The 19113-nt window shown below is 61.3% G+C and carries 17 protein-coding genes; 4 read left to right on the forward strand and 13 right to left on the reverse strand.

Annotated features, from left to right (window positions below; genetic code table 11):
* Positions 1-340: 340 nt before the first annotated feature.
* From creC to GFU70_RS26345, 3 genes are all read right to left on the reverse strand, one after another.
* Complete coding sequence (gene creC / locus GFU70_RS26335; RefSeq protein ID WP_058543391.1) at positions 341-1759, reverse strand: two-component system sensor histidine kinase CreC; 1419 nt, start codon at positions 1757-1759, stop codon at positions 341-343.
* Complete coding sequence (creB, locus tag GFU70_RS26340) at positions 1759-2439, reverse strand: two-component system response regulator CreB (protein ID WP_058543390.1); 681 nt, start codon at positions 2437-2439, stop codon at positions 1759-1761. The genes creC and creB overlap by 1 nt, the downstream gene beginning before the upstream one ends.
* Before the next feature lie 69 nt (positions 2440-2508).
* Positions 2509-3015, reverse strand: a complete 507-nt coding sequence (locus GFU70_RS26345) for an ATP-dependent zinc protease (RefSeq protein ID WP_135847519.1) — start codon at positions 3013-3015, stop codon at positions 2509-2511.
* A gap of 338 nt (positions 3016-3353) precedes the next feature.
* Here GFU70_RS26345 and GFU70_RS26350 point away from each other — a divergent pair, with 338 nt between their 5' ends.
* Positions 3354-4241, forward strand: coding sequence for an acyltransferase (locus GFU70_RS26350; protein ID WP_058543388.1), 888 nt, complete (start codon positions 3354-3356; stop codon positions 4239-4241).
* Here the strand turns inward: GFU70_RS26350 and GFU70_RS26355 are convergent, their stop codons facing one another.
* Positions 4242-4814, reverse strand: a complete 573-nt coding sequence (locus GFU70_RS26355; RefSeq protein WP_058543387.1) for a DUF2780 domain-containing protein — start codon at positions 4812-4814, stop codon at positions 4242-4244.
* 302 nt (positions 4815-5116) lie between these two features.
* Between GFU70_RS26355 and GFU70_RS26360 the strand changes: the two genes are divergently transcribed.
* Both GFU70_RS26360 and GFU70_RS26365 read left to right on the forward strand, forming a co-directional pair.
* The gene (locus tag GFU70_RS26360) at positions 5117-5539 is read left to right on the forward strand and encodes a DUF3757 domain-containing protein (protein WP_058543386.1); all 423 of its coding nucleotides are present in this window, start codon (positions 5117-5119) and stop codon (positions 5537-5539) included.
* A gap of 480 nt (positions 5540-6019) precedes the next feature.
* Entirely contained in the window at positions 6020-6232 is a 213-nt protein-coding gene (locus GFU70_RS26365) for a cold-shock protein (RefSeq protein WP_058543385.1), read from the forward strand.
* Between the two features lie 117 nt (positions 6233-6349).
* Here the strand turns inward: GFU70_RS26365 and fdhA are convergent, their stop codons facing one another.
* From fdhA to GFU70_RS26405, 8 genes are all read right to left on the reverse strand, one after another.
* Positions 6350-7549 carry a formaldehyde dehydrogenase, glutathione-independent gene (gene fdhA, locus GFU70_RS26370; protein WP_003206297.1) on the reverse strand — a complete coding sequence of 400 codons (1200 nt, stop codon included), beginning with the start codon at positions 7547-7549 and terminating at the stop codon, positions 6350-6352.
* A 122-nt stretch (positions 7550-7671) separates the two neighbouring features.
* The gene (purU, locus tag GFU70_RS26375; RefSeq protein WP_058543384.1) at positions 7672-8529 is read right to left on the reverse strand and encodes a formyltetrahydrofolate deformylase; all 858 of its coding nucleotides are present in this window, start codon (positions 8527-8529) and stop codon (positions 7672-7674) included.
* A gap of 183 nt (positions 8530-8712) precedes the next feature.
* Positions 8713-9345 carry a sarcosine oxidase subunit gamma gene (locus tag GFU70_RS26380; protein WP_058543383.1) on the reverse strand — a complete coding sequence of 211 codons (633 nt, stop codon included), beginning with the start codon at positions 9343-9345 and terminating at the stop codon, positions 8713-8715.
* A 97-nt stretch (positions 9346-9442) separates the two neighbouring features.
* Positions 9443-12460, reverse strand: a complete 3018-nt coding sequence (locus GFU70_RS26385; RefSeq protein WP_153389022.1) for a sarcosine oxidase subunit alpha — start codon at positions 12458-12460, stop codon at positions 9443-9445.
* Complete coding sequence (locus tag GFU70_RS26390; protein ID WP_003206305.1) at positions 12457-12786, reverse strand: sarcosine oxidase subunit delta; 330 nt, start codon at positions 12784-12786, stop codon at positions 12457-12459. The genes GFU70_RS26385 and GFU70_RS26390 overlap by 4 nt, the downstream gene beginning before the upstream one ends.
* Positions 12787-12800: 14 nt before the next feature.
* The gene (locus GFU70_RS26395; RefSeq protein WP_008057117.1) at positions 12801-14051 is read right to left on the reverse strand and encodes a sarcosine oxidase subunit beta; all 1251 of its coding nucleotides are present in this window, start codon (positions 14049-14051) and stop codon (positions 12801-12803) included.
* A 21-nt stretch (positions 14052-14072) separates the two neighbouring features.
* Entirely contained in the window at positions 14073-15326 is a 1254-nt protein-coding gene (gene glyA / locus GFU70_RS26400; protein ID WP_003206308.1) for a serine hydroxymethyltransferase, read from the reverse strand.
* Positions 15327-15627: 301 nt separating this feature from the next.
* Entirely contained in the window at positions 15628-16332 is a 705-nt protein-coding gene (locus tag GFU70_RS26405) for a TraX family protein (protein WP_081264434.1), read from the reverse strand.
* 197 nt (positions 16333-16529) lie between these two features.
* Here GFU70_RS26405 and GFU70_RS26410 point away from each other — a divergent pair, with 197 nt between their 5' ends.
* Positions 16530-17570, forward strand: coding sequence for a threonine aldolase family protein (locus tag GFU70_RS26410; protein ID WP_058543380.1), 1041 nt, complete (start codon positions 16530-16532; stop codon positions 17568-17570).
* A gap of 171 nt (positions 17571-17741) precedes the next feature.
* Here GFU70_RS26410 and gbcB read toward each other — a convergent pair whose 3' ends face one another.
* Complete coding sequence (gene gbcB / locus GFU70_RS26415; RefSeq protein ID WP_058543379.1) at positions 17742-18842, reverse strand: glycine-betaine demethylase subunit GbcB; 1101 nt, start codon at positions 18840-18842, stop codon at positions 17742-17744.
* Between the last annotated feature and the right edge of the window lie 271 nt (positions 18843-19113).

Here is a 19113-nt window from a genome sequence, read left to right on the forward strand (position 1 = left end):
GGAGAGTCTGGAATGGCTGTGTGAGGGATTTATGGGGAGAATATGGAGATTGTGTGGAGACTGGAATCCGCCTGATCAATGAAACCTGTGGCGAGGGAGCTCGCTCCCGTTGCGCCCTGTAGGAGCTGGCGAAGCCTGCGATCTTTTGATCTTTTGATCTTTTGATCTTTCACTTGGAGATTCAAGTGTCTTTGAAAAGATCGCAGCCTCGTTGCACTCGACAGCTCCTACGCAGCTCCTACGCAGTTCCTACGCAGCTCTTGCACAGTTTCTACAGGCGCAACCCAGCGGGAGCAAGCGCCTTCGCCACAATAGGGTTCCAGACCGAGTAACGGGGTGTTCAGGGCAACCGCAGAACCACTTCCACCCCGCCCTCGACATTGCCAATACTGAACTGCCCTCCATGCAACTGCACCACCTCCTCCACGAAGTTGAGCCCCAGGCCGGTGCTCTTGCGGCCGCTGTCCGGGCGCGGCAGAGAATAGAAACGCTCGCTCAAGCGCGGCAGCGCGTAGTCGGGGATCGGCGCGGCCTGATTGAACAGGCGGATCTCGACACGCTTCCCACGGCGCTCAGCGCTGACCCGTAGCAGGCCGTTGACGGGGGTAAAGTCCAGGGCGTTTTCCAGCAGATTGCCCAAGGCCTGGCGCAACAGGAACGGCTCTCCGGTCAACGTCAGGTCAGCAGCGATGCGCTGTTCGATCCTCAATTGCCGACTTTCAATCCAGCCGCCGCGGGCCTCCAGCAGCTCGTCCATCAACGCCGCCAGCGGCACCGCGACTTCTTCCTCCAGTCCCTGGCGCTGCTCGATCTGGGCCAGGTTGAGCAAGCGTTCGATCAACTGCTGCATGCGCGCACTTTCGTTGTCGATGTTGCTGACAAAGCGCTGATGCTGGGCGGCGGGCATGTCGCTTTGCAGCAGTTCGGCGGCGCCGCGAATCGCCGCCAGCGGGCTCTTGAGTTCGTGGGTCAACGTGTGCACGTAACGCTCGACGTAAGCCTTGCCTTCCAACTGAGTGCGCATGTGTTCCACCGCGCCCGCCAGTTGCTCGAACTCGCCGCCGCGATAATGCGGCACCTCCACCCGCCGCCCCTGGCTGACCGCCTGGGCATAGGCCGTCAACCGGCGCAATGCCGCGCTCAGCCACCACGACAGCAAGCCCCCCAGCAACAGGCCCAGGCCGATCAACCCGGCGCCATAGGCCAACAGCCGCCGCTCGGTGCGATCGACATAAGGCTGCAATGAACTGTTGGGCTTGGCGACGGTGACGACCCCGATGATGTGGCCGTTGTCGCGGATCGGCGCGCCGACGTGCATCACCGAAGACGTCGGATCATCCGGATCGCTGCGGCTCGAACGGGCGCCGTAGTGGCCGCGCAAGGTCAGGTAGACGTCGTTCCAGCGCGAATAATCCTGCCCCACCGCCACACCACTGGAATCGAGCACCACGATGCCATTGGCATCGGTGACGTAAATGCGGTGGCTGACCTGGTTTTTCGGCAAGCCCCAGATCGTGGCCGCCGGCTGACGCTCGCCATAGGCCTTGAGCAGCTGCGGCCAGCGATTCTGATTGAGGGTGCCGGCCTTGAAATCGTCCCGCAGGATCTCGGCCATCAGGTTGGCCGTGTCCACCAGGGTTTCTTCGGTGGACTGACGCACGCCGGGGCGGATTTCCTCCATGACCGTGTTGAGCACGAAATAACCGGTCAAGGCGATGAACAGCACATACACCAGGAAAATCCGGATCCCCAGCGACATCAGCTGTGCCCCGGGCTGTAGCTATAGCCCAGGCCCCGATGCGTCTGGATCGGCTCGGCCTCGGCCCGGACCAGGCGCAGCTTGGCGCGCACGCTCTTAATGTGGCTGTCGATGCTGCGCTCGTAGCCGGCATCGCTGGGCACCCCCAGGGCATCGAGCAACTGTTCGCGGCTGAAGACCCGTTCGGGTTGCTCCAGCAGGCAATTGAGCAGGCGGAATTCGTGGCGGGTGAGGTTCAGCGGTTTGCCGCGATAGTTGATCTGCACACGCTCGGCATCGACCTGAAACAGCGCCATGCCCGGCTCCACCAACGGCCTCGGTGCCACGCGCTTGAGAATCGCCCGGACCCTGGCCGCCACCTCGCGGGGGCTGAAGGGTTTGACCACGTAATCGTCGGCACCGATCTCCAGACCCACCACCCGGTCTATCTCGCCATCCCGTGCTGTCAGAAAGATGACCGGAACGTCGCTGAAACGTCTGAGATTTTTACATGTCTCGAATCCGCTGATATCCGGCAGCCCCACATCGAGGATGATCAGGTCCGCCGGGGTGCTTTTCTGGTGCTCGAGGGCCGCCGCGCCAAGGCTCAGCCACGTGGTGTCGAAACCCTCCCCTTGCAGGGCAAACACCAGCGTATCGGCGATGGCGGCTTCGTCTTCGACAATCAGGATATGAGGCATGGCTTGCGAGCCTGGCAGTAAAGTTGCCGGAACGGTGCCGCAAGCCTTGGGGTGAGTCAATCAGGGAAATCAGCAGTCAGGCTTATCCGCCGTAAACCGCCGCGCCGGGTTCACTGCCGCGCCGAATTCACGTAACGCCTTGGCGCCAATCAGCAGCGGGTAATTGAAACTGCTGCGGTCCGTCAGGTTGACCTCGACCGTGCGCCTGACGTTACCCAGGCACAACTCCAGATCGACCACCGGACGCTTGGTGGGCGCGATCTTTTCATCGTCGTCTTCATCCTCCTCGGAGCGGGTCTTGATCTTGCTGATGCGCGCAATCTTGTGTTCGTAGACCTTGTTGCTCGCATCCTTGGTCGCCAGACGGAAGCGCACCCAATCATCGCCGTCGCGGGTGAAGGTTTCGATGTCCTTGGCCGACAGCGAGGCGGTCAGGGCGCCGGTGTCCATCTTGGCCTTGAGCACCTCACCGCCGATTTCCGGCAGCGCGATGTATTCGTAGCGCCCGTACAGGGTCGGCTCGGCGGCCAACACTGGAAGGGCCACCAGGGAAAGCAGGGCGAGAAAGGATTTCATGCAATAGGGCTTCCTATGTGGGTGGTTTTTTAGACCGTGGCTGATGAATTCGTTCGGTTGAACACGCCTGTGGCCTGCTCGGACCTGTAGAAGCTGTCGAGTGACACGAGGCTGCGATCTTTCCCCAGCCACTTGAGTCTCAAGCGAAAGATCAAAAGATCGTCCGAACGCGGCCCGAGCCTTCGTCAGCTCCTACAGAGCCCTGCAGGAGCAAACTGTGGCCCACAAAAACCGACCCAGTTTAGCCAGGCCAAAGTGAAACTTTCGTTCCAGCCGATTTGGCCTGCTGCCCGAAGCTTGCTTATCATGGCCCGCCCATCTGTTTGCAAGAGTCATCTATGCGCCGCCTGCTCACCGGCTGTTTCGTCACGCTGCTGTTGTTGCTCAATACCCTGGTGCTGTTCGGACCGTTGATGGTGTTCGCGGTACTCAAACTGGTCCTGCCCGGGCGTTTTCGCGACTACGCCTCATGGGCGGTGATGTGGATCGCCGAAACCTGGGCCGAGATCGACAAGCTGATCTTTGCCCTGTGCATCCCCACCCGCTGGGACATCCGTGGCGGCGCCGACCTGCGCGGCGACACGTCTTATCTGGTAATCAGCAATCACCAATCCTGGGTAGACATCCCCGCCCTCATCCAGACCCTCAACCGGCGCACACCGTTCTTCAAATTCTTCCTCAAGAAAGAGCTGATCTGGGTGCCGTTCCTGGGCTTGGCCTGGTGGGCACTGGACTACCCGTTCATGAAGCGCTACACCAAGGCTTTCCTGGCAAAGAACCCGGAACTGGCCGGCAAGGACCTGGAAATCACCAAGGCCGCCTGCGAGCTGTTCAAGCGCCAACCGGTCACCGTGGTCAACTACCTCGAAGGCACCCGCTTCACCGCCACCAAAAGCCAACAACAGCAATCGCCCTTCACCCACCTGCTCAAGCCCAAGGCCGGCGGCGTGGCGTTCGTGCTGGCGGCCATGGGCGAACAGCTGGACGCGGTGCTGGACGTGACGGTGGTGTACCCGCAGGCACGCATTCCCGGTTTTTGGGATTTGATCAGCGGCGCGGTGCCCAGGGTCATCATCGACATCCAGACCCGCGAACTGGACCCGGCACTGTGGCAGGGCGACTACGAAAACGACCCGGTGTTCCGCCAGTACGTGCAGGACTGGGTCAACCGGCTCTGGACTGAAAAGGATCGGCGCATCGCGGCTTTACGCAACAAGGGGAGCTGATCAGGCTCCGGCTCCCCAAATACCCCCCAGGTTCTGCAGCAACGAACCCGCCACCCCCTGTTGGCCGAGGTACTGCAAGATGATCGGGGCAAACTGGCCGATCATGCCGCTGTCCATGCCCAACGCACTGAAGGCATTGTTCAGGTCATCGGTGTCCTTGACGTTACCCAGCAACCCGTCGAGCAGTGCGTTTTTGTCCGACCCGCCCCCGAGCAAACCGCCCAGGCCATTGAGCCCGCCGATGGCGCTGTTCCCGGCGATCTGATCCAGGCCCGGCACACTTTTGCTCAACTCGGAGAACTGCGGCTCGCTGAGTCGGTTCTTCGCCAGCCCCAGCATCGCACCGGCACCGCCGATGGCCTGTTCCGGCGTGATCTTGAGTTCCGATCCCAGCGTGTTGAGCAACCCGGCGGCTTTCGGCGCGGCGGCCACAACGCCCTCGCCCTGCTCGCCTTGGTTGCCCTGCATGGCCGACACCACATTGGCCGCATCATTGAGGCTGAACTGCGCGAAGGCTGGGCTGGCAGCCAGCGTCAACAGGCAAGACAGAGCAAAACCGCGTGAAACCTTCATCCTGGAGATCCTCTTGAGCATGAAAAAGCCGCCCATGAAGAGCGGCGTGAAGCGTGCGTTGGACTGGCGTGGACGGAGATTGTTCCTACATGTATTACATAAATGGCCGATAGCCATTACAGAAAAATCTTTCAAGGCCGTCAGAAACATCCGATTCAAGGAAAACTGCACTTTTTTATATAGCTAAAAGTTACCAAATATCCATATACAGTTCTGAATTGACATAAATAACTGTCAACATTGACAGTGGCCCGCCCGACCAAAGTCATGAAATCGTCGAACTGAGCCTTGGAGGTTGGTAAATGAAAAAAATACTGGCTGGAGGCGCGGCATTATTTTTGCTGCTCATTGGCCACGCCCATGCCGGTGAAATAACGTGCCCTGCCGTCACTGACATCCATAGAAACATTGAATCGGTGGAAGATGTTTTCTTCGTCGATGTACAGGACGGTCACGAATGGGAAAGCGAAAGCCTGGTGGACGTGGTCAACCCGACCTCGTTGCGATTCGAAGGTGCCGAGTACGTTATCCATGAGGCCGACGAGGACCAACAGGCAGCCACAACGGCGACCATCACGTGCCGGTACGGGGATATCAATCTGAATCTGGAGTATCAGCAGATCCTGGAACCGGCATTTTCAGGATGGGCGAATAGTCGCTGTGACAGCCCGGACATCAGAATGTGCAGGTTAATGGACAGCGACTACTTCAACCTGACTTTCTGATCGGCAATGGCAACCGCGTCACTGTTCCTGCACAACGTCTCAAGGCGTCCTGCCATCACCTGCTCCGTTACCGTACAGTGCGGCCTCCTCGCCGACGATGATCAGCCTGGCGTTCAGCTTCCTGGCCCTGACCTGGGCACAAAATGATTGCCGCGACCCGAACACCCAGGGTGTTCTGCCCGCAGTTCTGCGAGCGGGTCAGGATGGCAGTCGCTCGCGATTAACCGTAGCGAGCGTGGGTTCTGCAGGAACTGGCGAAGCCTGCGATCTGTTGACCTTTCGCTTGCATGACAGCTGCGCCAGTCATCCAACTATCAACGCAAAATCCGTTATTTCTTCTCGGTATTGCCTACTGTCAACTCTGACAGTAGGCAACTGGATATGGCGATTCTAATCTCCAGCCGAGACAGCGAAAAACAAGGCTCTGGGCAAACTACAGTCCCTGTGCCTTTCTTCATTCGGGCAAGCAGGACAATAAAAATGAACGACCGAATCAAAGGAACCGTTAAATGGTTTAACGATGCAAAAGGCTATGGTTTCATCACCTGCGGCAACGACGGCGAGGAACTGTTCGTTCATTATTCGGCGATAGCAGGTGAAGGTTATAAAACGTTAAAACAGAAGCAAATGGTCTCCTTCGAAATCGAGAAGGGGGATAAAGGCATGCAAGCCACGAGGGTGACGCCGGAATAACGTTCGGTCCGAGCTACCACGATCAGCGTGTGGCGCAACAACAGGGCCAGGGCAACGTTTTCGAAACATAAAAAAGGGCGACATCACTGTCGCCCTTCTCCCGTCTTGCTTCCAACCTTACGCCGCACTAAACAACTTATGCGGATCGATCACAAACTTCTTCGGCACGCCCGCATCGAACTCGCCATAGCCCTTCGGCGCGTCATCCAGGCTGATCACCTGCACGCCTACGATTTCAGCAATGTTGATACGGTCCCACATGATCGCCTGCATCAACTGGCGGTTGTACTTCATCACCGGGGTCTGGCCGGTGTGGAAGCTGTGGGATTTAGCCCAGCCCAAGCCGAAGCGAATGCTCAGGCTGCCCATTTTCGCCGCGGCATCGACAGCGCCCGGGTCTTCGGTGACGTAGAGGCCAGGGATGCCGATTTTGCCGGCCACGCGCACCACGCCCATCAACGAGTTGAGCACGGTGGCCGGGGCTTCGTGCTTGACGCCGTCATGACCGTGGCCGCGGGCTTCGAAGCCTACCGCATCGACGGCGCAATCGACTTCAGGCTCGCCCAGCAAGGCGGCGATCTGTTCGTGCAATGGGGTGTCCTGGGACAGGTCGGCGATTTCAAAACCCTGGGCCTTGGCATGGGCCAGGCGAACCGGGTTGACGTCGCCAATGATCACCACCGCCGCGCCCAGCAGGCGGGCGGAAGCAGCGGCCGCCAGGCCAACCGGGCCGGCACCGGCGATGTAGACGGTGCTGCCAGGACCAACGCCGGCGGTGACGGCGCCATGGTAGCCGGTCGGCAGGATGTCGGACAGGCAGGTCAGGTCGCGGATTTTCTCCATGGCCTTGTCGCGGTCCGGCAGTTTCAACAGGTTGAAGTCGGCGTACGGCACCAGTACGTATTCGGCCTGGCCGCCGGTCCAGTCACCCATGTCCACATAACCGTAGGCACCGCCGGCACGGGCCGGGTTGACGGTCAGGCACACGCCAGTGTGTTGCTCCTTGCAGGAACGGCAGCGCCCGCAAGCCACGTTGAACGGCACCGACACCAGATCACCGATTTTCAGGTTCTCGACGTCGCTGCCCTTTTCGATCACTTCACCGGTGATTTCGTGACCCAGGACCAGGCCGGTCTGGGCAGTGGTACGGCCGCGCACCATGTGCTGGTCGGAGCCGCAGATGTTGGTGGAGACCACGCGCAGGATGACACCGTGCTCAATCTTCCTGCCGCGCGGGTCCTGCATTTTTGGATAGTCGATTTTCTGTACTTCGACCTTGCCGTTGCCGAGATACACGACACCACGATTACCAGACATGCTTTCACCTCGCTGTTGTTTTTGTGGAACTGCGTTGCCCAGGCAGGCAGCGCGTTGATTGCTCGGGTAGTGCTTGTGTCTTGTTTCTTTGTTGTCTGTAAGGGCCTGCTCGCGATGGCGATCTAAAGAACAACGGTTCGGTTGGCATTGAGAAACACCCGCCGCTCGATGTGATACCCCACCGCCCGGGCCAGCGTCAGCCCTTCGATGTCCCGGCCCTTGGCGATCAGGTCTTCGGGATAGTGGCTGTGGTCCACCACTTCCACGCCCTGGGCGATGATCGGGCCTTCGTCCAGGTCGTTGTTGATGTAGTGCGCCGTGGCACCCACCAGTTTCACGCCTTTGTTGTAGGCCTGGTGGTACGGCTTGGCGCCCTTGAAGCCCGGCAGCAGCGAGTGGTGGATGTTGATCGCCTTGCCGTCGAGCTTGCGGCACAACTCCGGCGACAGCACTTGCATGTAGCGCGCAAGGATCACCAACTCGGCGCCGGTGTCTTCGATCACCTGCCACACCTGCCGCTCCTGGGAAGGCTTGTCGTTCGGGTCCAGGGGGAAGTGGTAGTAGGGAATCTGGTGCCAGTCGGCCAGCGGCTTGAGGTCCGGGTGGTTGGACACCACGGCCACCACGTCCATGGACAACTGGCCGATGCGCTGGCGGTAGAGCAAGTCGTTGAGGCAGTGATCGGCCTTGGAGACCATGATCACCACTTTGGGCCGGTAGTTGGGCGGCGTCAGTTCGAAAATCATGCCGAAGGCTTCGGCACGCTCGGCCAGGCCGGTGCGGAAATTCTGCTCGTCAAAACCTTCCGGTTGGCGAAACTCCACGCGAATGAAGAAGCGTCCGGAGAGGCGGTCGTCGAAGGAGTGGTGCTCGGTGACGTAGCAGCCCTGCTCGAACAGAAAGCGGGTCACCGCGTCCACCGTGCCGAGCACGCTGGGGCAGTCGGCAGTCAAGATCCATGTGTCTGGGGCGCGGCTCATTGCGGTGACTCCTGTTTGTTATGGATAACCCCCCCGCCGGACACAGAACCTGTGGCGGAGGATTTATCTGTGGGAGCAAAGCTTGCTCGCGATAAAAACAACGCGGTCTATCTGGAACTCAAGCGCCCGCATCGCGAGCAAGCTTTGCTCCCACAGTTTTGCTTCCACAAGGACTGCAGTGTTTCAGCCCTGCACGCTCAACCCATACTCAGCCGCGGCATCCTGCAACCACAGCCACCAGTAATCGGAGAAGCTGCGGCGGATCACCAGTTCCCAAGTGTCTTCGCCCGTGTGGCGGATCACCAGTTGCGACTTGGCAAACACCGTGCCCACGGCCTTGCCCACCGGAAAGTTGTTTGGGTGAACGTCGTAGCTGGTGGATTTCATCAGCACGTCGCGCACGTTCGGGCCGGACAGTTCGAGAATCTGCTGGCCGCCGCTGACGTTAACGATCTGGATATGCAGCTCGCCCAGGGCTTCGCGCAGTTTCTTCTCGGCGGCGAATTCTTCGCCAGTGGGCACCACCAGCAGCCACTCGTCCGGGCCGAGCCATTGCAGGCTGGTTTCACCCTTGACGATGACGGTCAGCGCACCTGGCAATTCCAGGCCCAAGGCCTTGTGCACGCCGGCGGCGAACGCCGGGTCGTGACCGTCGCCACGAAGGGTCAGGTGACCCAGGAGTTTTTTCTCGCGCACGGTCACGCCGGCGTTCTTGCGGCCCTTGCCCACCCTGCTTGCGAGGTCGGCATGGTGCAGCGACGACTCGGCCTTGGCCCCGGTGGTTGGGCGTTGTTGGTACACGTTGACTGCGGTCATATGGAGCACCTGTCTTGAATGCTTGCTCGACCTGCCGGTGCGTGGCGCTGCGGGAGCAAGCCTTGCTCCCACATGCCCCCACCACAGGGCTTGAATGTTAGATGTTCTGCCGATCCCCCTTCGGATCGAAGAACACCGAAGAAACAATCTCTGCCTCGATCACGCTGCCGTCGGCCAATGGTGCGAACACGCGCTCGCCCATCCGCTTGAGGCCGCCCTTGACCACGCCCATGGCAAATGAATAACCCAGGGAGTTGTGGGCATAGCTGGAGGTCACGTGGCCAACCATGGTCATCGGGATCGCCTGCTTGGTGTTGAACACCAGTTGCGCACCTTCCGGCAGCCAGACATTCGGGTCGATCGGCTTGAGGCCCACCAGTTGCTTGCGGTCTTCACGCACGCAATCCTCGCGATTCATGCCGCGCCAGCCGATCCACGAGAACGGTTTGGTCCGGCCTACGCACCAACCCATGTTCAGGTCGTCCGGGGTCATCGAGCTGTCCGTGTCCTGACCGACGATGATGAAGCCCTTCTCGGCCCGCAACACGTGCATGGTCTCGGTGCCATACGGGGTCAGGTTGTACTGCTTGCCGGCCTCGACGATCTGCTCGAGCACGCCCATGGCGTAGTCGGCCTGCACGTTGATTTCGTACGACAGTTCACCGGTGAACGAGATCCGGAACACCCGCGCCGGCACGCCGCCCACCAGGCCTTCCTTCCAGGTCATGAACGGGAACGCGTCCTTGTCCAGGTCGATGTCGGTGACGTGGCTCAGCAGCTTGCGGCTGTTGGGGCCCGACAGGGTCATGGTCGCCCAGTGGTCGGTGACCGAGGTGAAGTACACCTTCAGGTCCGGCCATTCGGTCTGGTGATAGATCTCCAGCCATTGCAGCACGCGCGCCGCGCCGCCCGTGGTGGTGGTCATCAGGAAGTGGTTGTCCGCCAGACAGGCCGTCACGCCGTCGTCGAAGACCATGCCGTCTTCCTTGCACATCAGGCCGTAGCGGGCCTTGCCCACGTCGAGCTTGGTCCAGGCGTTGGTGTAGACGCGGTTGAGGAACTCACGGGCGTCCGGGCCCTGGATGTCGATCTTGCCCAGGGTCGAGGCGTCCAGCAGGCCAACGCTGTCGCGCACGGCCTTGCATTCGCGCTTGACCGCGGCATGCATGTCTTCGCCGTTCTTCGGGAAGTACCAAGGGCGCTTCCATTGGCCGACGTCCTCGAATTCGGCACCGTTCTTCACATGCCAGGCATGCAGTGCGGTGTAACGCACCGGCTCGAAGATGTGCCCACAGTGCCGGCCAGCCACCGCGCCGAAGGTCACCGGCGTGTAGTTCGGACGGAACATGGTGGTGCCCATCTGCGGGATGCTCACGTTCAGCGAACGGGCCGCGATGGCCAGGCCGTTGACGTTGCCCAGCTTGCCCTGGTCGGTGCCGAAGCCCAGTGCGGTGTAGCGCTTGACGTGTTCCACCGATTCGAAGCCTTCGCGGGTGGCGAGTTCGATGGCGGCGGCGGTGACGTCGTTCTGCAGGTCGACGAATTGCTTCGGCGCTCGTGCAGTGGATTTTTCGTGGGGCACCTGGAACAGCGCCAGGGTTGGCTCTTCATGACGGCTCAAAGCTTTGGGCAACACGCCCTCAACCGCTTTGAAGCCGGCTTCGCTGGCCGCGCGCACGCCGCCTTCGAAACCGTCGGCCAAGCTGTCGCCGAGGCTGTAGACGCCGTTCACACCACCGACACACACACGTTTTTGCGGTGCTTCGCCCGGTACGAAACCGAGGATGTCTTCACGCCAGATCGGCTTGCCGCCCAGGTGCGAAGCCAGGTGAACCACCGGGCTGTAGCCGCCGGAACTGGCCACCAGGTCGCAGTCCAGCCATTCGCCGGGGCTGGTGACTTTGTGGGCACGGACGTCGATCGCGGCAACACGTGCCCCGGTGACGCGCTTGCTGCCACGGGCCTCGATCACGGCGCTGCCGGTGAGGATGCGGATGCCCTTGGCGCGGGCTTCTTCCACCAGCGCACCACGCGGATTGCTACGGGCATCGGCCACGGCCACCACTTGCAGGCCAGCGTCGAACCAGTCCAGGGCCACGCGGTAGGCGTGGTCGTTGTTGGTGCTCAGCACCAGTTTCTTGCCCGGTGCCACGCCGTAGCGACGCACGTAGGTGGACACCGCACCGGCCAGCATGTTGCCCGGCACGTCGTTGTTGCCGTAGACCAGCGGACGCTCGCAGGCGCCGGTCGCCAGGACCACGCGCTTGGCGCGAACGCGGTTGATGCGCTGGCGGACCTGGCCGATCGGTGCGCGGTCGCCGAGGTGGTCGGTGAGGCGCTCGTGGATGGTCAGGAAGTTATGGTCGTGGTAACCGTTCACCGTGGCGCGAGGCAGCAGCACCACGTCCGGCATCGACTTGAGTTCAGCCACGACAGCAGCCACCCATTCGGTCGCAGGCTTGCCGTCCAGGCTCTCGCGGGAGTCAAGCAGGCTGCCGCCAAACTCTTCCTGCTCATCGGCCAGGATGACACGCGCACCGCTGCGGGCCGCGGCCAGTGCGGCGGCCAGGCCAGCAGGGCCGGCGCCGACGATCAGCACGTCGCAGTGACGGTTCATGTAGTCGTAGGTGTCCGGATCGTTCTCGGTCGGCGAGCGACCCAGGCCTGCGGCCTTGCGGATGTACTTCTCGTAGGTCATCCAGAACGATTGCGGGTACATGAAGGTTTTGTAGTAGAAGCCCGGCGGCATCAGCTTGCCGCCGACCTTGCCGAGAATGCCCATCATGTCGTTGTTCACGTTCGGCCAGCCGTTGGTGCTGGTGGCGACCAGACCCTGGTACAGCGCCTGTTGCGTGGCGCGCACGTTAGGGATTTGCGTGGCTTCGGTGGCACCGATCTGCAGCACAGCGTTCGGCTCTTCGGCACCGGCGGCGTAGATGCCGCGCGGCCGGGAATACTTGAAGCTGCGGCCGATGATGTCGACACCGTTGGCCAGCAGCGCAGCGGCCAGGGAATCGCCCTCGAAGCCTTTGTAGGTCTGGCCGTTGAAGGTGAAGCTCAGCACTTTGTTGCGGTCGATCCGTCCGCCGTTGGACAGGCGATTGATCTGGCTCATACCTTCTCTCCCAGAGCCTGTGCAGCCGCTTTCGGACTGTCAGCCTTGTCGGTGAACTGCGGCTTTTGGCCGATCTTGTAGGTTTCGAGAATTTCGTAGGTCACGGTGTCACGGGTCACGTTGAAGTACTGGCGGCAACCGGCGACGTGGTCCCACAGTTCATGGTGCAACCCGCGTGGGTTGTCACGGAAGAACATGTAGTCGCCCCACTGCTCGTCGGTGCAGGCATTCGGATCCAGCGGACGCGGGATATGCGCCTGGCCGGATGCATGGAATTCCTCTTCGGAGCGCAGTTCGCCGCAGTGAGGACAGAAGATGTGCAACATGGGGATTTCTCCTGTTAGTGGGCAACCGCAGCAGCGCCGTGTTCATCGATCAACGCACCGTTATGGAAACGGTCGATGGAGAAAGGTGCAGCCAATGGGTGCATTTCACCCTTGGCCAGGCTCGCGGCAAATACGTTGCCCGAGCCAGGTGTTGCCTTGAAGCCACCGGTGCCCCAACCGCAGTTGAAGAACATGTTCGGCACCGGGGTCTTGGAGATGATCGGGCAGGCGTCCGGCGTGGTGTCGACGATGCCGCCCCACTGGCGGTTCATGCGTACGCGGGAGAGCACCGGGAACATCTCGACGATGGCCTGGACCGTGTGTTCGATCACCGGGTACGAGCCGCGCTGGCCGTAGCCGTTGTAGCCGTCGATACCGGCGCCGATCACCAGGTCGCCCTTGTCGGACTGGCTGATGTAACCGTGCACGGCGTTGGACATGATCACGCTGTCGATGATTGGCTTGATCGGCTCCGACACCAGCGCTTGCAGCGGGTGGGATTCGATCGGCAGGCGGAAGCCCGCGAGCTTGGCCATGTGCCCGGAGTTACCGGCCGTCACCACGCCGACACGCTTGGCGCCGATGAAGCCCTTGTTGGTTTCCACGCCGATGCATACGCCGTTTTCCTTGCGGAAACCGATCACTTCGGTCTGCTGGATCAGGTCCACGCCCAACGCGTCCGCCGCCCGGGCAAAGCCCCAGGCCACGGCATCGTGACGCGCCACGCCACCGCGACGCTGGACGGTGGCGCCCATCACCGGGTAGCGGGTGTTCTTCGAGCAATCCAGGTACGGGATCTCGTCGGCCACTTGCTTGGCGTCGAGCAGCTCGCCGTCCACGCCGTTGAGGCGGTTGGCGCTGACACGACGCTCGGAATCACGGATGTCCTGCAGGGTGTGGCACAGGTTGTAGACGCCACGCTGGGAGAACATCACGTTGTAGTTCAGGTCCTGGGACAGGCCTTCCCACAATTTCATCGCGTGTTCGTACAGGTGGGCCGATTCGTCCCACAGGTAGTTGGAGCGCACGATGGTGGTGTTGCGCGCGGTGTTGCCGCCGCCCAACCAGCCCTTCTCGACCACGGCCACGTTGGTGATGCCGTGCTCCTTGGCCAGGTAGTAGGCGGTCGCCAGGCCATGCCCGCCACCGCCGACGATGACCACGTCATAGACCTTTTTCGGGGTCGGCGTGCGCCACATCCGCTGCCAGTTTTCGTGATGGCTGAGAGAGTGCTTGAAGAGGCCGAAGCCCGAATAGCGTTGCATAGTCATTACTCCAAAACCGACTCAGCGATAAACCGGGAAGTCCGCGCACAGGGCCGCCACTTGCTGCGCGACATTGGCCTCGACATCGGCATCGCCGAGGTTGTCGAGAATGTCGCAGATCCAGCCGGCCAGCGTGACGCACTGGGTCACCTTGAAACCGCGCGTGGTCACCGCCGGGGTGCCGATGCGCAGGCCCGAGGTCACGAACGGCGATTGCGGGTCGTTCGGCACGGCGTTCTTGTTGACGGTGATGTGGGCACGGCCCAGGGCAGCATCGGCGTCCTTGCCGGTCAGGCCCTGACGGATCAGGCTGACCAGGAACAGGTGGTTATCGGTACCACCGGACACTACATCGTAGCCGCGCTTGATGAACACGCCAGCCATGGCCTGGGCGTTGTCGATCACTTGCTGCTGGTAAGCCTTGAAGCCTGGCTCCGCCGCTTCCTTGAAGCACACTGCCTTGCCGGCGATCACGTGCATCAGCGGGCCGCCCTGGGCGCCCGGGAATACGGCAGCGTTGAGCTTCTTCTCGATCTCTTCGTTGGCCTTGGCCAGGATCAGGCCGCCACGTGGACCGCGCAGGGTCTTGTGGGTGGTGGTGGTGACCACGTCGGCGTACGGCAGTGGATTCGGGTACAGACCGGCAGCGACCAGGCCCGCCACGTGGGCCATGTCGACGAACAACAGGGCACCGACCTTGTCGGCGATCTGGCGGAAACGTGGGAAATCCAGGGTCTTGGAGTAAGCCGAGAAACCGGCCACGATCATCTTCGGCTTGTGCTCGACCGCCAGGCGCTCGACTTCGTCGTAGTCGATCAGGCCGGTGGTGGTGTCGATGCCGTATTGCACCGCGTTGTAGAGCTTGCCCGAGGACGACACCTTGGCACCGTGGGTCAGGTGACCGCCGTGGGCCAGGCTCATGCCCAGGATGGTGTCGCCAGCCTGCAGCAGGGCCAGGTACACGGCGCTGTTGGCTGAAGAGCCGGAGTGCGGCTGGACGTTGGCGTAATCGGCACCGAACAACTGCTTGGCGCGTTCGATGGCCAGGGCTTCGACTTTGTCGACGTGCTCGCAGCCACCGTAGTAGCGCTTGCCCGGATAGCCTTCGGCGTACTTGTTGGTCAGGCCGCTGCCCTGGGCCTCCATTACGCGCTTGCTGGTGTAGTTCTCTGACGCGATCAGCTCGATGTGATCTTCCTGGCGTTGCTCTTCGGCATTCATCGCCGCCAGCAGTGCATCATCGTAGCCTTGGATTTGGTCTTGCTTGCTGAACATCGCGTCTCTCCCAGCGGCGGCGGTGCGCCTTTCGTCTCGGTGAGGCACGGACCGTTCGGTCGTGCCCTTTGGATGCGATGGTATGGCTGGCGCAGGCAGGTCAAATGCCTATGGACGCCACGCAAAGGTGCGTTTACGACATGGGATCAAAGAGTCGCAGAGCAAGGCCTGCGCGATAGCACTGTGGGAGCAAAGCTTGCTCGCGATCCAGGCGCCTCGGTCCATGGGAGAGCGCGGCGCTTTCATCGCGGGCAAGCCTTGCTCCCACTGGCTTTGCTCCCAAAATGCTGCTCCCATAGGATTAGGCGACGATCTGGCGAACCACGAGCAAGACCAGGAAATGCGCGGGATAAAGGCCATAGGCCCAACGCCGCATCGCCGGTGGATGAAAACGACCAGCCTGTCGCAAAAGCATCAGCCCAAGCCATGGCGCGATCAGGCAAGCCACCAACCCGCCGATCGCCACCGCATCCCCCAGCCATGCCGCGCCATACAACACCCGCCATTGGTTGGCCGCCACGCACACCAACCCCGGCAACCACGCGAAATACCAGGGCCGACGAAACACCAGCAGCATCGCCAGCGGCAGCAGCACGCCGAAGAACCCGAACATCAGCCGCGACGAAAACAGCGCCGCCATAAGCAGCGCCCCCGCGGCCAGGCTGCGCGCCTCCAGGGACGATGCCTGCCAGCCGCGCGCCACCAGCAAGCCCAGGACCAGGGTCGGCATGACATTCAAAGTGGCCGGGGCAGGAAAGAACAGTCGATAGGCTATTTCGCTCACGGCACTGAACAACAGCAACCAACCCAGGTAGCGCCAGGGGGCTGCACTGGCGCCGTTTCGCGCCAGGTTCGCCGCCATCGCCAGACAGAACCAGGGGAACGCCAACCGTCCTGGCACATAGAGCCAATCGACGGAAAAACCAACATATCGAAGATGATCGAGGACCATCGACAAAAGAGCCAGCCACTTGAGCAGGTCCAGCGCACCGTCGCGCCGGTTCATGTGCAAAACGGCTCGATGACTTTGATACTTTCCGACAGAAACATCCGGTGTGTTCCCCCGCTAATCTTGGGTAAAGTGCGCACGAGTATCGACCACGGCGCTGTGGACCCAAACACGCCGAAAACCAAGGAACGCCCCACCCGGGCATTCCACCAGGGATCTCTTTACCCAGGACTCTCTATTCAAGGAGCAAGGCCATGACCGACAAGAGTCAACAGTTTGCCAGCGACAATTATTCCGGCATTTGCCCCGAAGCCTGGGCGGCCATGGAAGAAGCCAACCAGGGTCACCAACGCGCCTACGGCGACGACGAGTGGACCCACCGCGCGGCGGACGATTTCCGGGCCTTGTTCGAAACCGACTGCGAAGTGTTCTTCGCGTTCAACGGCACGGCGGCCAACTCTTTGGCGTTGTCCTCACTGTGCCAGAGTTACCACAGCGTGATCTGCTCGGAAACCGCCCACGTCGAAACCGACGAATGCGGCGCCCCGGAATTCTTTTCCAATGGTTCCAAGCTGCTGGTGGCGCGCACCGAAAACGGCAAACTGACCCCCGAGTCGATCCGTGAGATCGCCCTCAAGCGCCAGGACATCCATTACCCCAAGCCCCGGGTCGTGACCCTGACCCAGGCCACGGAAGTCGGCAGCGTCTACACCCCGGAAGAAATCCGCGCCATCAGCGTCACCTGCAAGGAACTGGGGCTGAACCTGCACATGGACGGCGCGCGGTTTTCCAACGCTTGCGCCTTCCTCGGCTGCTCCCCGGCCGACCTGACCTGGAAGGCCGGCGTGGACGTGCTGTGCTTCGGCGGCACGAAAAACGGCATGGCGGTGGGTGAGGCGATCCTGTTCTTCAACCATGACCTGGCCGAAGACTTCGACTATCGCTGCAAACAGGCCGGGCAACTGGCCTCGAAGATGCGTTTTCTCTCCGCGCCCTGGGTCGGCTTGCTGCAAAACCAGGCCTGGCTCAAGCACGCCCGCCACGCCAACCACTGCGCCCAATTGCTGGCAGAGCTGGTCAGCGACATTCCCGGCGTGGAATTGATGTTCCCGGTCCAGGCCAACGGCGTGTTCCTGCAACTCTCGGAGCCGGCCATCGCCGCGCTGACCGCCAAGGGCTGGCGTTTCTACACCTTCATTGGCAAAGGCGGCGCACGGTTCATGTGTTCGTGGGATACCGAAGAGGTGCGGGTGCGGGAATTGGCGGCGGATATTCGGGAAGTGATGAGCGCCTGAAGCAACGACCGATATCTTGTAGGAGCTGTCGAGCGAAGCGAGGCTGCGATCTTTCCAAGCCAGATTAAATCTCAAGCGAAAGATCAAAAGATCGCAGCCTCGCTTCGCTCGACAGCTCCTACAGAGCCGAGCGGGAGCAAGCTCCCTCGCCACAAGGGGCTCACTGCAGCATCAGAACTCGATCCGCACATCCCCCTTCGGCACGCTGCAGCACGACAGGATGTAGCCCTCGGCCTCGTCGTCCTCGGTGATCCCGCCGTTGTGGTCCATCTCCACTTCCCCGCCCAGCTTCAGCACTTTGCAGGTGCCGCAAATGCCCATGCCGCAAGCCTTGGGGATCATCATGCCAAGCTTGGCGGCGGCGGCGTGGACGGTCTCTCCCGGACCCACGCGAATACTCTTGCCGGAGGCGGTGAACTCCACCAGATGCAGGTCCGCCATATCGACTTCCGGGGCATCGGCAGCCTGTTCGGCTTGTTCCACCGCGTCGGCGCGGGCTTCCGGTGGCGTGGCGCCGAAGGATTCCTCGTGGTAACGCGTCATGTCGAAGCCAGCGGCTTCCAGCAGGCGCTTGACCGCGTTCATGTATGGCGTCGGGCCACAGCAAAACACTTCGCGCTCCAGGAAGTCCGGCGCCATCAACTCCAGCATCTTGTGGTTCAAATAGCCGCGATACCCGGCCCAGGGCTCGCCCAGCCCGTGTCTTTCGCAGATCAGGTGCAGGTTGAAGTTATCGATCCGCGACGCCATGTGCTCAAGCTCGCGGTGATAGATGATGTCCTTGGGCGAGCGGGCGCTGTGGATAAACACCATGTCGACGTTGGCATTAGTGTCGTAGTACCAGCGCGCCATGGACATCACCGGCGTGATGCCGACGCCGCCGCTGAGGTAAAGCACCTTCGGGTTCGAGAAGTCGATGGCATTGAACAGGCCAACCGGCCCGTGTACCGCCAGTTCCTGGCCTTCATGCAGGGTGTCGTGCAGCCAGTTGGACACCTTGCCCCCCGGTACGCGCTTGATGGTTACCGAAAAACTGTAGGGCACCGACGGCGAGCTGGAGATGGTGTAGGACCGCATGATCGGCTGACCTTCGATTTCCAGCTCCAGGGTCACGAACTGCCCCGGCTTGAAAAAGAACAGGATCGGCTGATCAGCCATGAAACAAAAGGTGCGCACATCCCAGGTTTCCTGGATGACTTTGACGCAACGGACAATGTGACGACCATTGGCCCAGGTCTGGGTGGTTACCGGGTTCAGGAAGCTGTTGGACATGCTGATCTCCACGGCCGACTGTCGGCCTCTTATGAGGCGATTCTGCGTATAGCGCGAACCGCCCATTTACCTATCTGCGACATTCACATGCTTACCGCGACCAGCCCCCAACGGCCGGACCTTGCGCGTCGGGAACAGATTGGGCCATGTCGCCCATGGATAAGGTTCGCCCCCTGCGCGGCCCCACACTCGCCCCCAACAGACAAATAATATTTTCTGCCTTGCGTAGCACATATGATCAGCCACTTTCGCCGGCCACGTAGAGGGCCAT

The sequence above is a fragment of the Pseudomonas brassicacearum genome (genome assembly GCF_009601685.2).
GTDB classification, from domain to species: Bacteria; Pseudomonadota; Gammaproteobacteria; order Pseudomonadales; family Pseudomonadaceae; genus Aquipseudomonas; species Aquipseudomonas kilonensis_B.

What these genes read in the sequence shown, in the direction of transcription:
- purU (WP_058543384.1), bottom strand. Translation starts at nt 8,529, where the DNA reads ATGAGCCGCGCCCCAGACACATGGATCTTGACTGCCGACTGCCCCAGC.
- GFU70_RS26345 (WP_135847519.1), bottom strand. Translation starts at nt 3,015, where the DNA reads ATGAAATCCTTTCTCGCCCTGCTTTCCCTGGTGGCCCTTCCAGTGTTG.
- GFU70_RS26405 (WP_081264434.1), bottom strand. Translation starts at nt 16,332, where the DNA reads ATGAACCGGCGCGACGGTGCGCTGGACCTGCTCAAGTGGCTGGCTCTT.
- GFU70_RS26355 (WP_058543387.1), bottom strand. Translation starts at nt 4,814, where the DNA reads ATGAAGGTTTCACGCGGTTTTGCTCTGTCTTGCCTGTTGACGCTGGCT.
- GFU70_RS26390 (WP_003206305.1), bottom strand. Translation starts at nt 12,786, where the DNA reads ATGTTGCACATCTTCTGTCCTCACTGCGGCGAACTGCGCTCCGAAGAG.
- GFU70_RS26385 (WP_153389022.1), bottom strand. Translation starts at nt 12,460, where the DNA reads ATGAGCCAGATCAATCGCCTGTCCAACGGCGGACGGATCGACCGCAAC.
- GFU70_RS26410 (WP_058543380.1), top strand. Translation starts at nt 16,530, where the DNA reads ATGACCGACAAGAGTCAACAGTTTGCCAGCGACAATTATTCCGGCATT.
- fdhA (WP_003206297.1), bottom strand. Translation starts at nt 7,549, where the DNA reads ATGTCTGGTAATCGTGGTGTCGTGTATCTCGGCAACGGCAAGGTCGAA.
- GFU70_RS26395 (WP_008057117.1), bottom strand. Translation starts at nt 14,051, where the DNA reads ATGCAACGCTATTCGGGCTTCGGCCTCTTCAAGCACTCTCTCAGCCAT.
- glyA (WP_003206308.1), bottom strand. Translation starts at nt 15,326, where the DNA reads ATGTTCAGCAAGCAAGACCAAATCCAAGGCTACGATGATGCACTGCTG.
- creC (WP_058543391.1), bottom strand. Translation starts at nt 1,759, where the DNA reads ATGTCGCTGGGGATCCGGATTTTCCTGGTGTATGTGCTGTTCATCGCC.
- gbcB (WP_058543379.1), bottom strand. Translation starts at nt 18,842, where the DNA reads ATGTCCAACAGCTTCCTGAACCCGGTAACCACCCAGACCTGGGCCAAT.
- GFU70_RS26380 (WP_058543383.1), bottom strand. Translation starts at nt 9,345, where the DNA reads ATGACCGCAGTCAACGTGTACCAACAACGCCCAACCACCGGGGCCAAG.
- creB (WP_058543390.1), bottom strand. Translation starts at nt 2,439, where the DNA reads ATGCCTCATATCCTGATTGTCGAAGACGAAGCCGCCATCGCCGATACG.
- GFU70_RS26360 (WP_058543386.1), top strand. Translation starts at nt 5,117, where the DNA reads ATGAAAAAAATACTGGCTGGAGGCGCGGCATTATTTTTGCTGCTCATT.
- GFU70_RS26350 (WP_058543388.1), top strand. Translation starts at nt 3,354, where the DNA reads ATGCGCCGCCTGCTCACCGGCTGTTTCGTCACGCTGCTGTTGTTGCTC.
- GFU70_RS26365 (WP_058543385.1), top strand. Translation starts at nt 6,020, where the DNA reads ATGAACGACCGAATCAAAGGAACCGTTAAATGGTTTAACGATGCAAAA.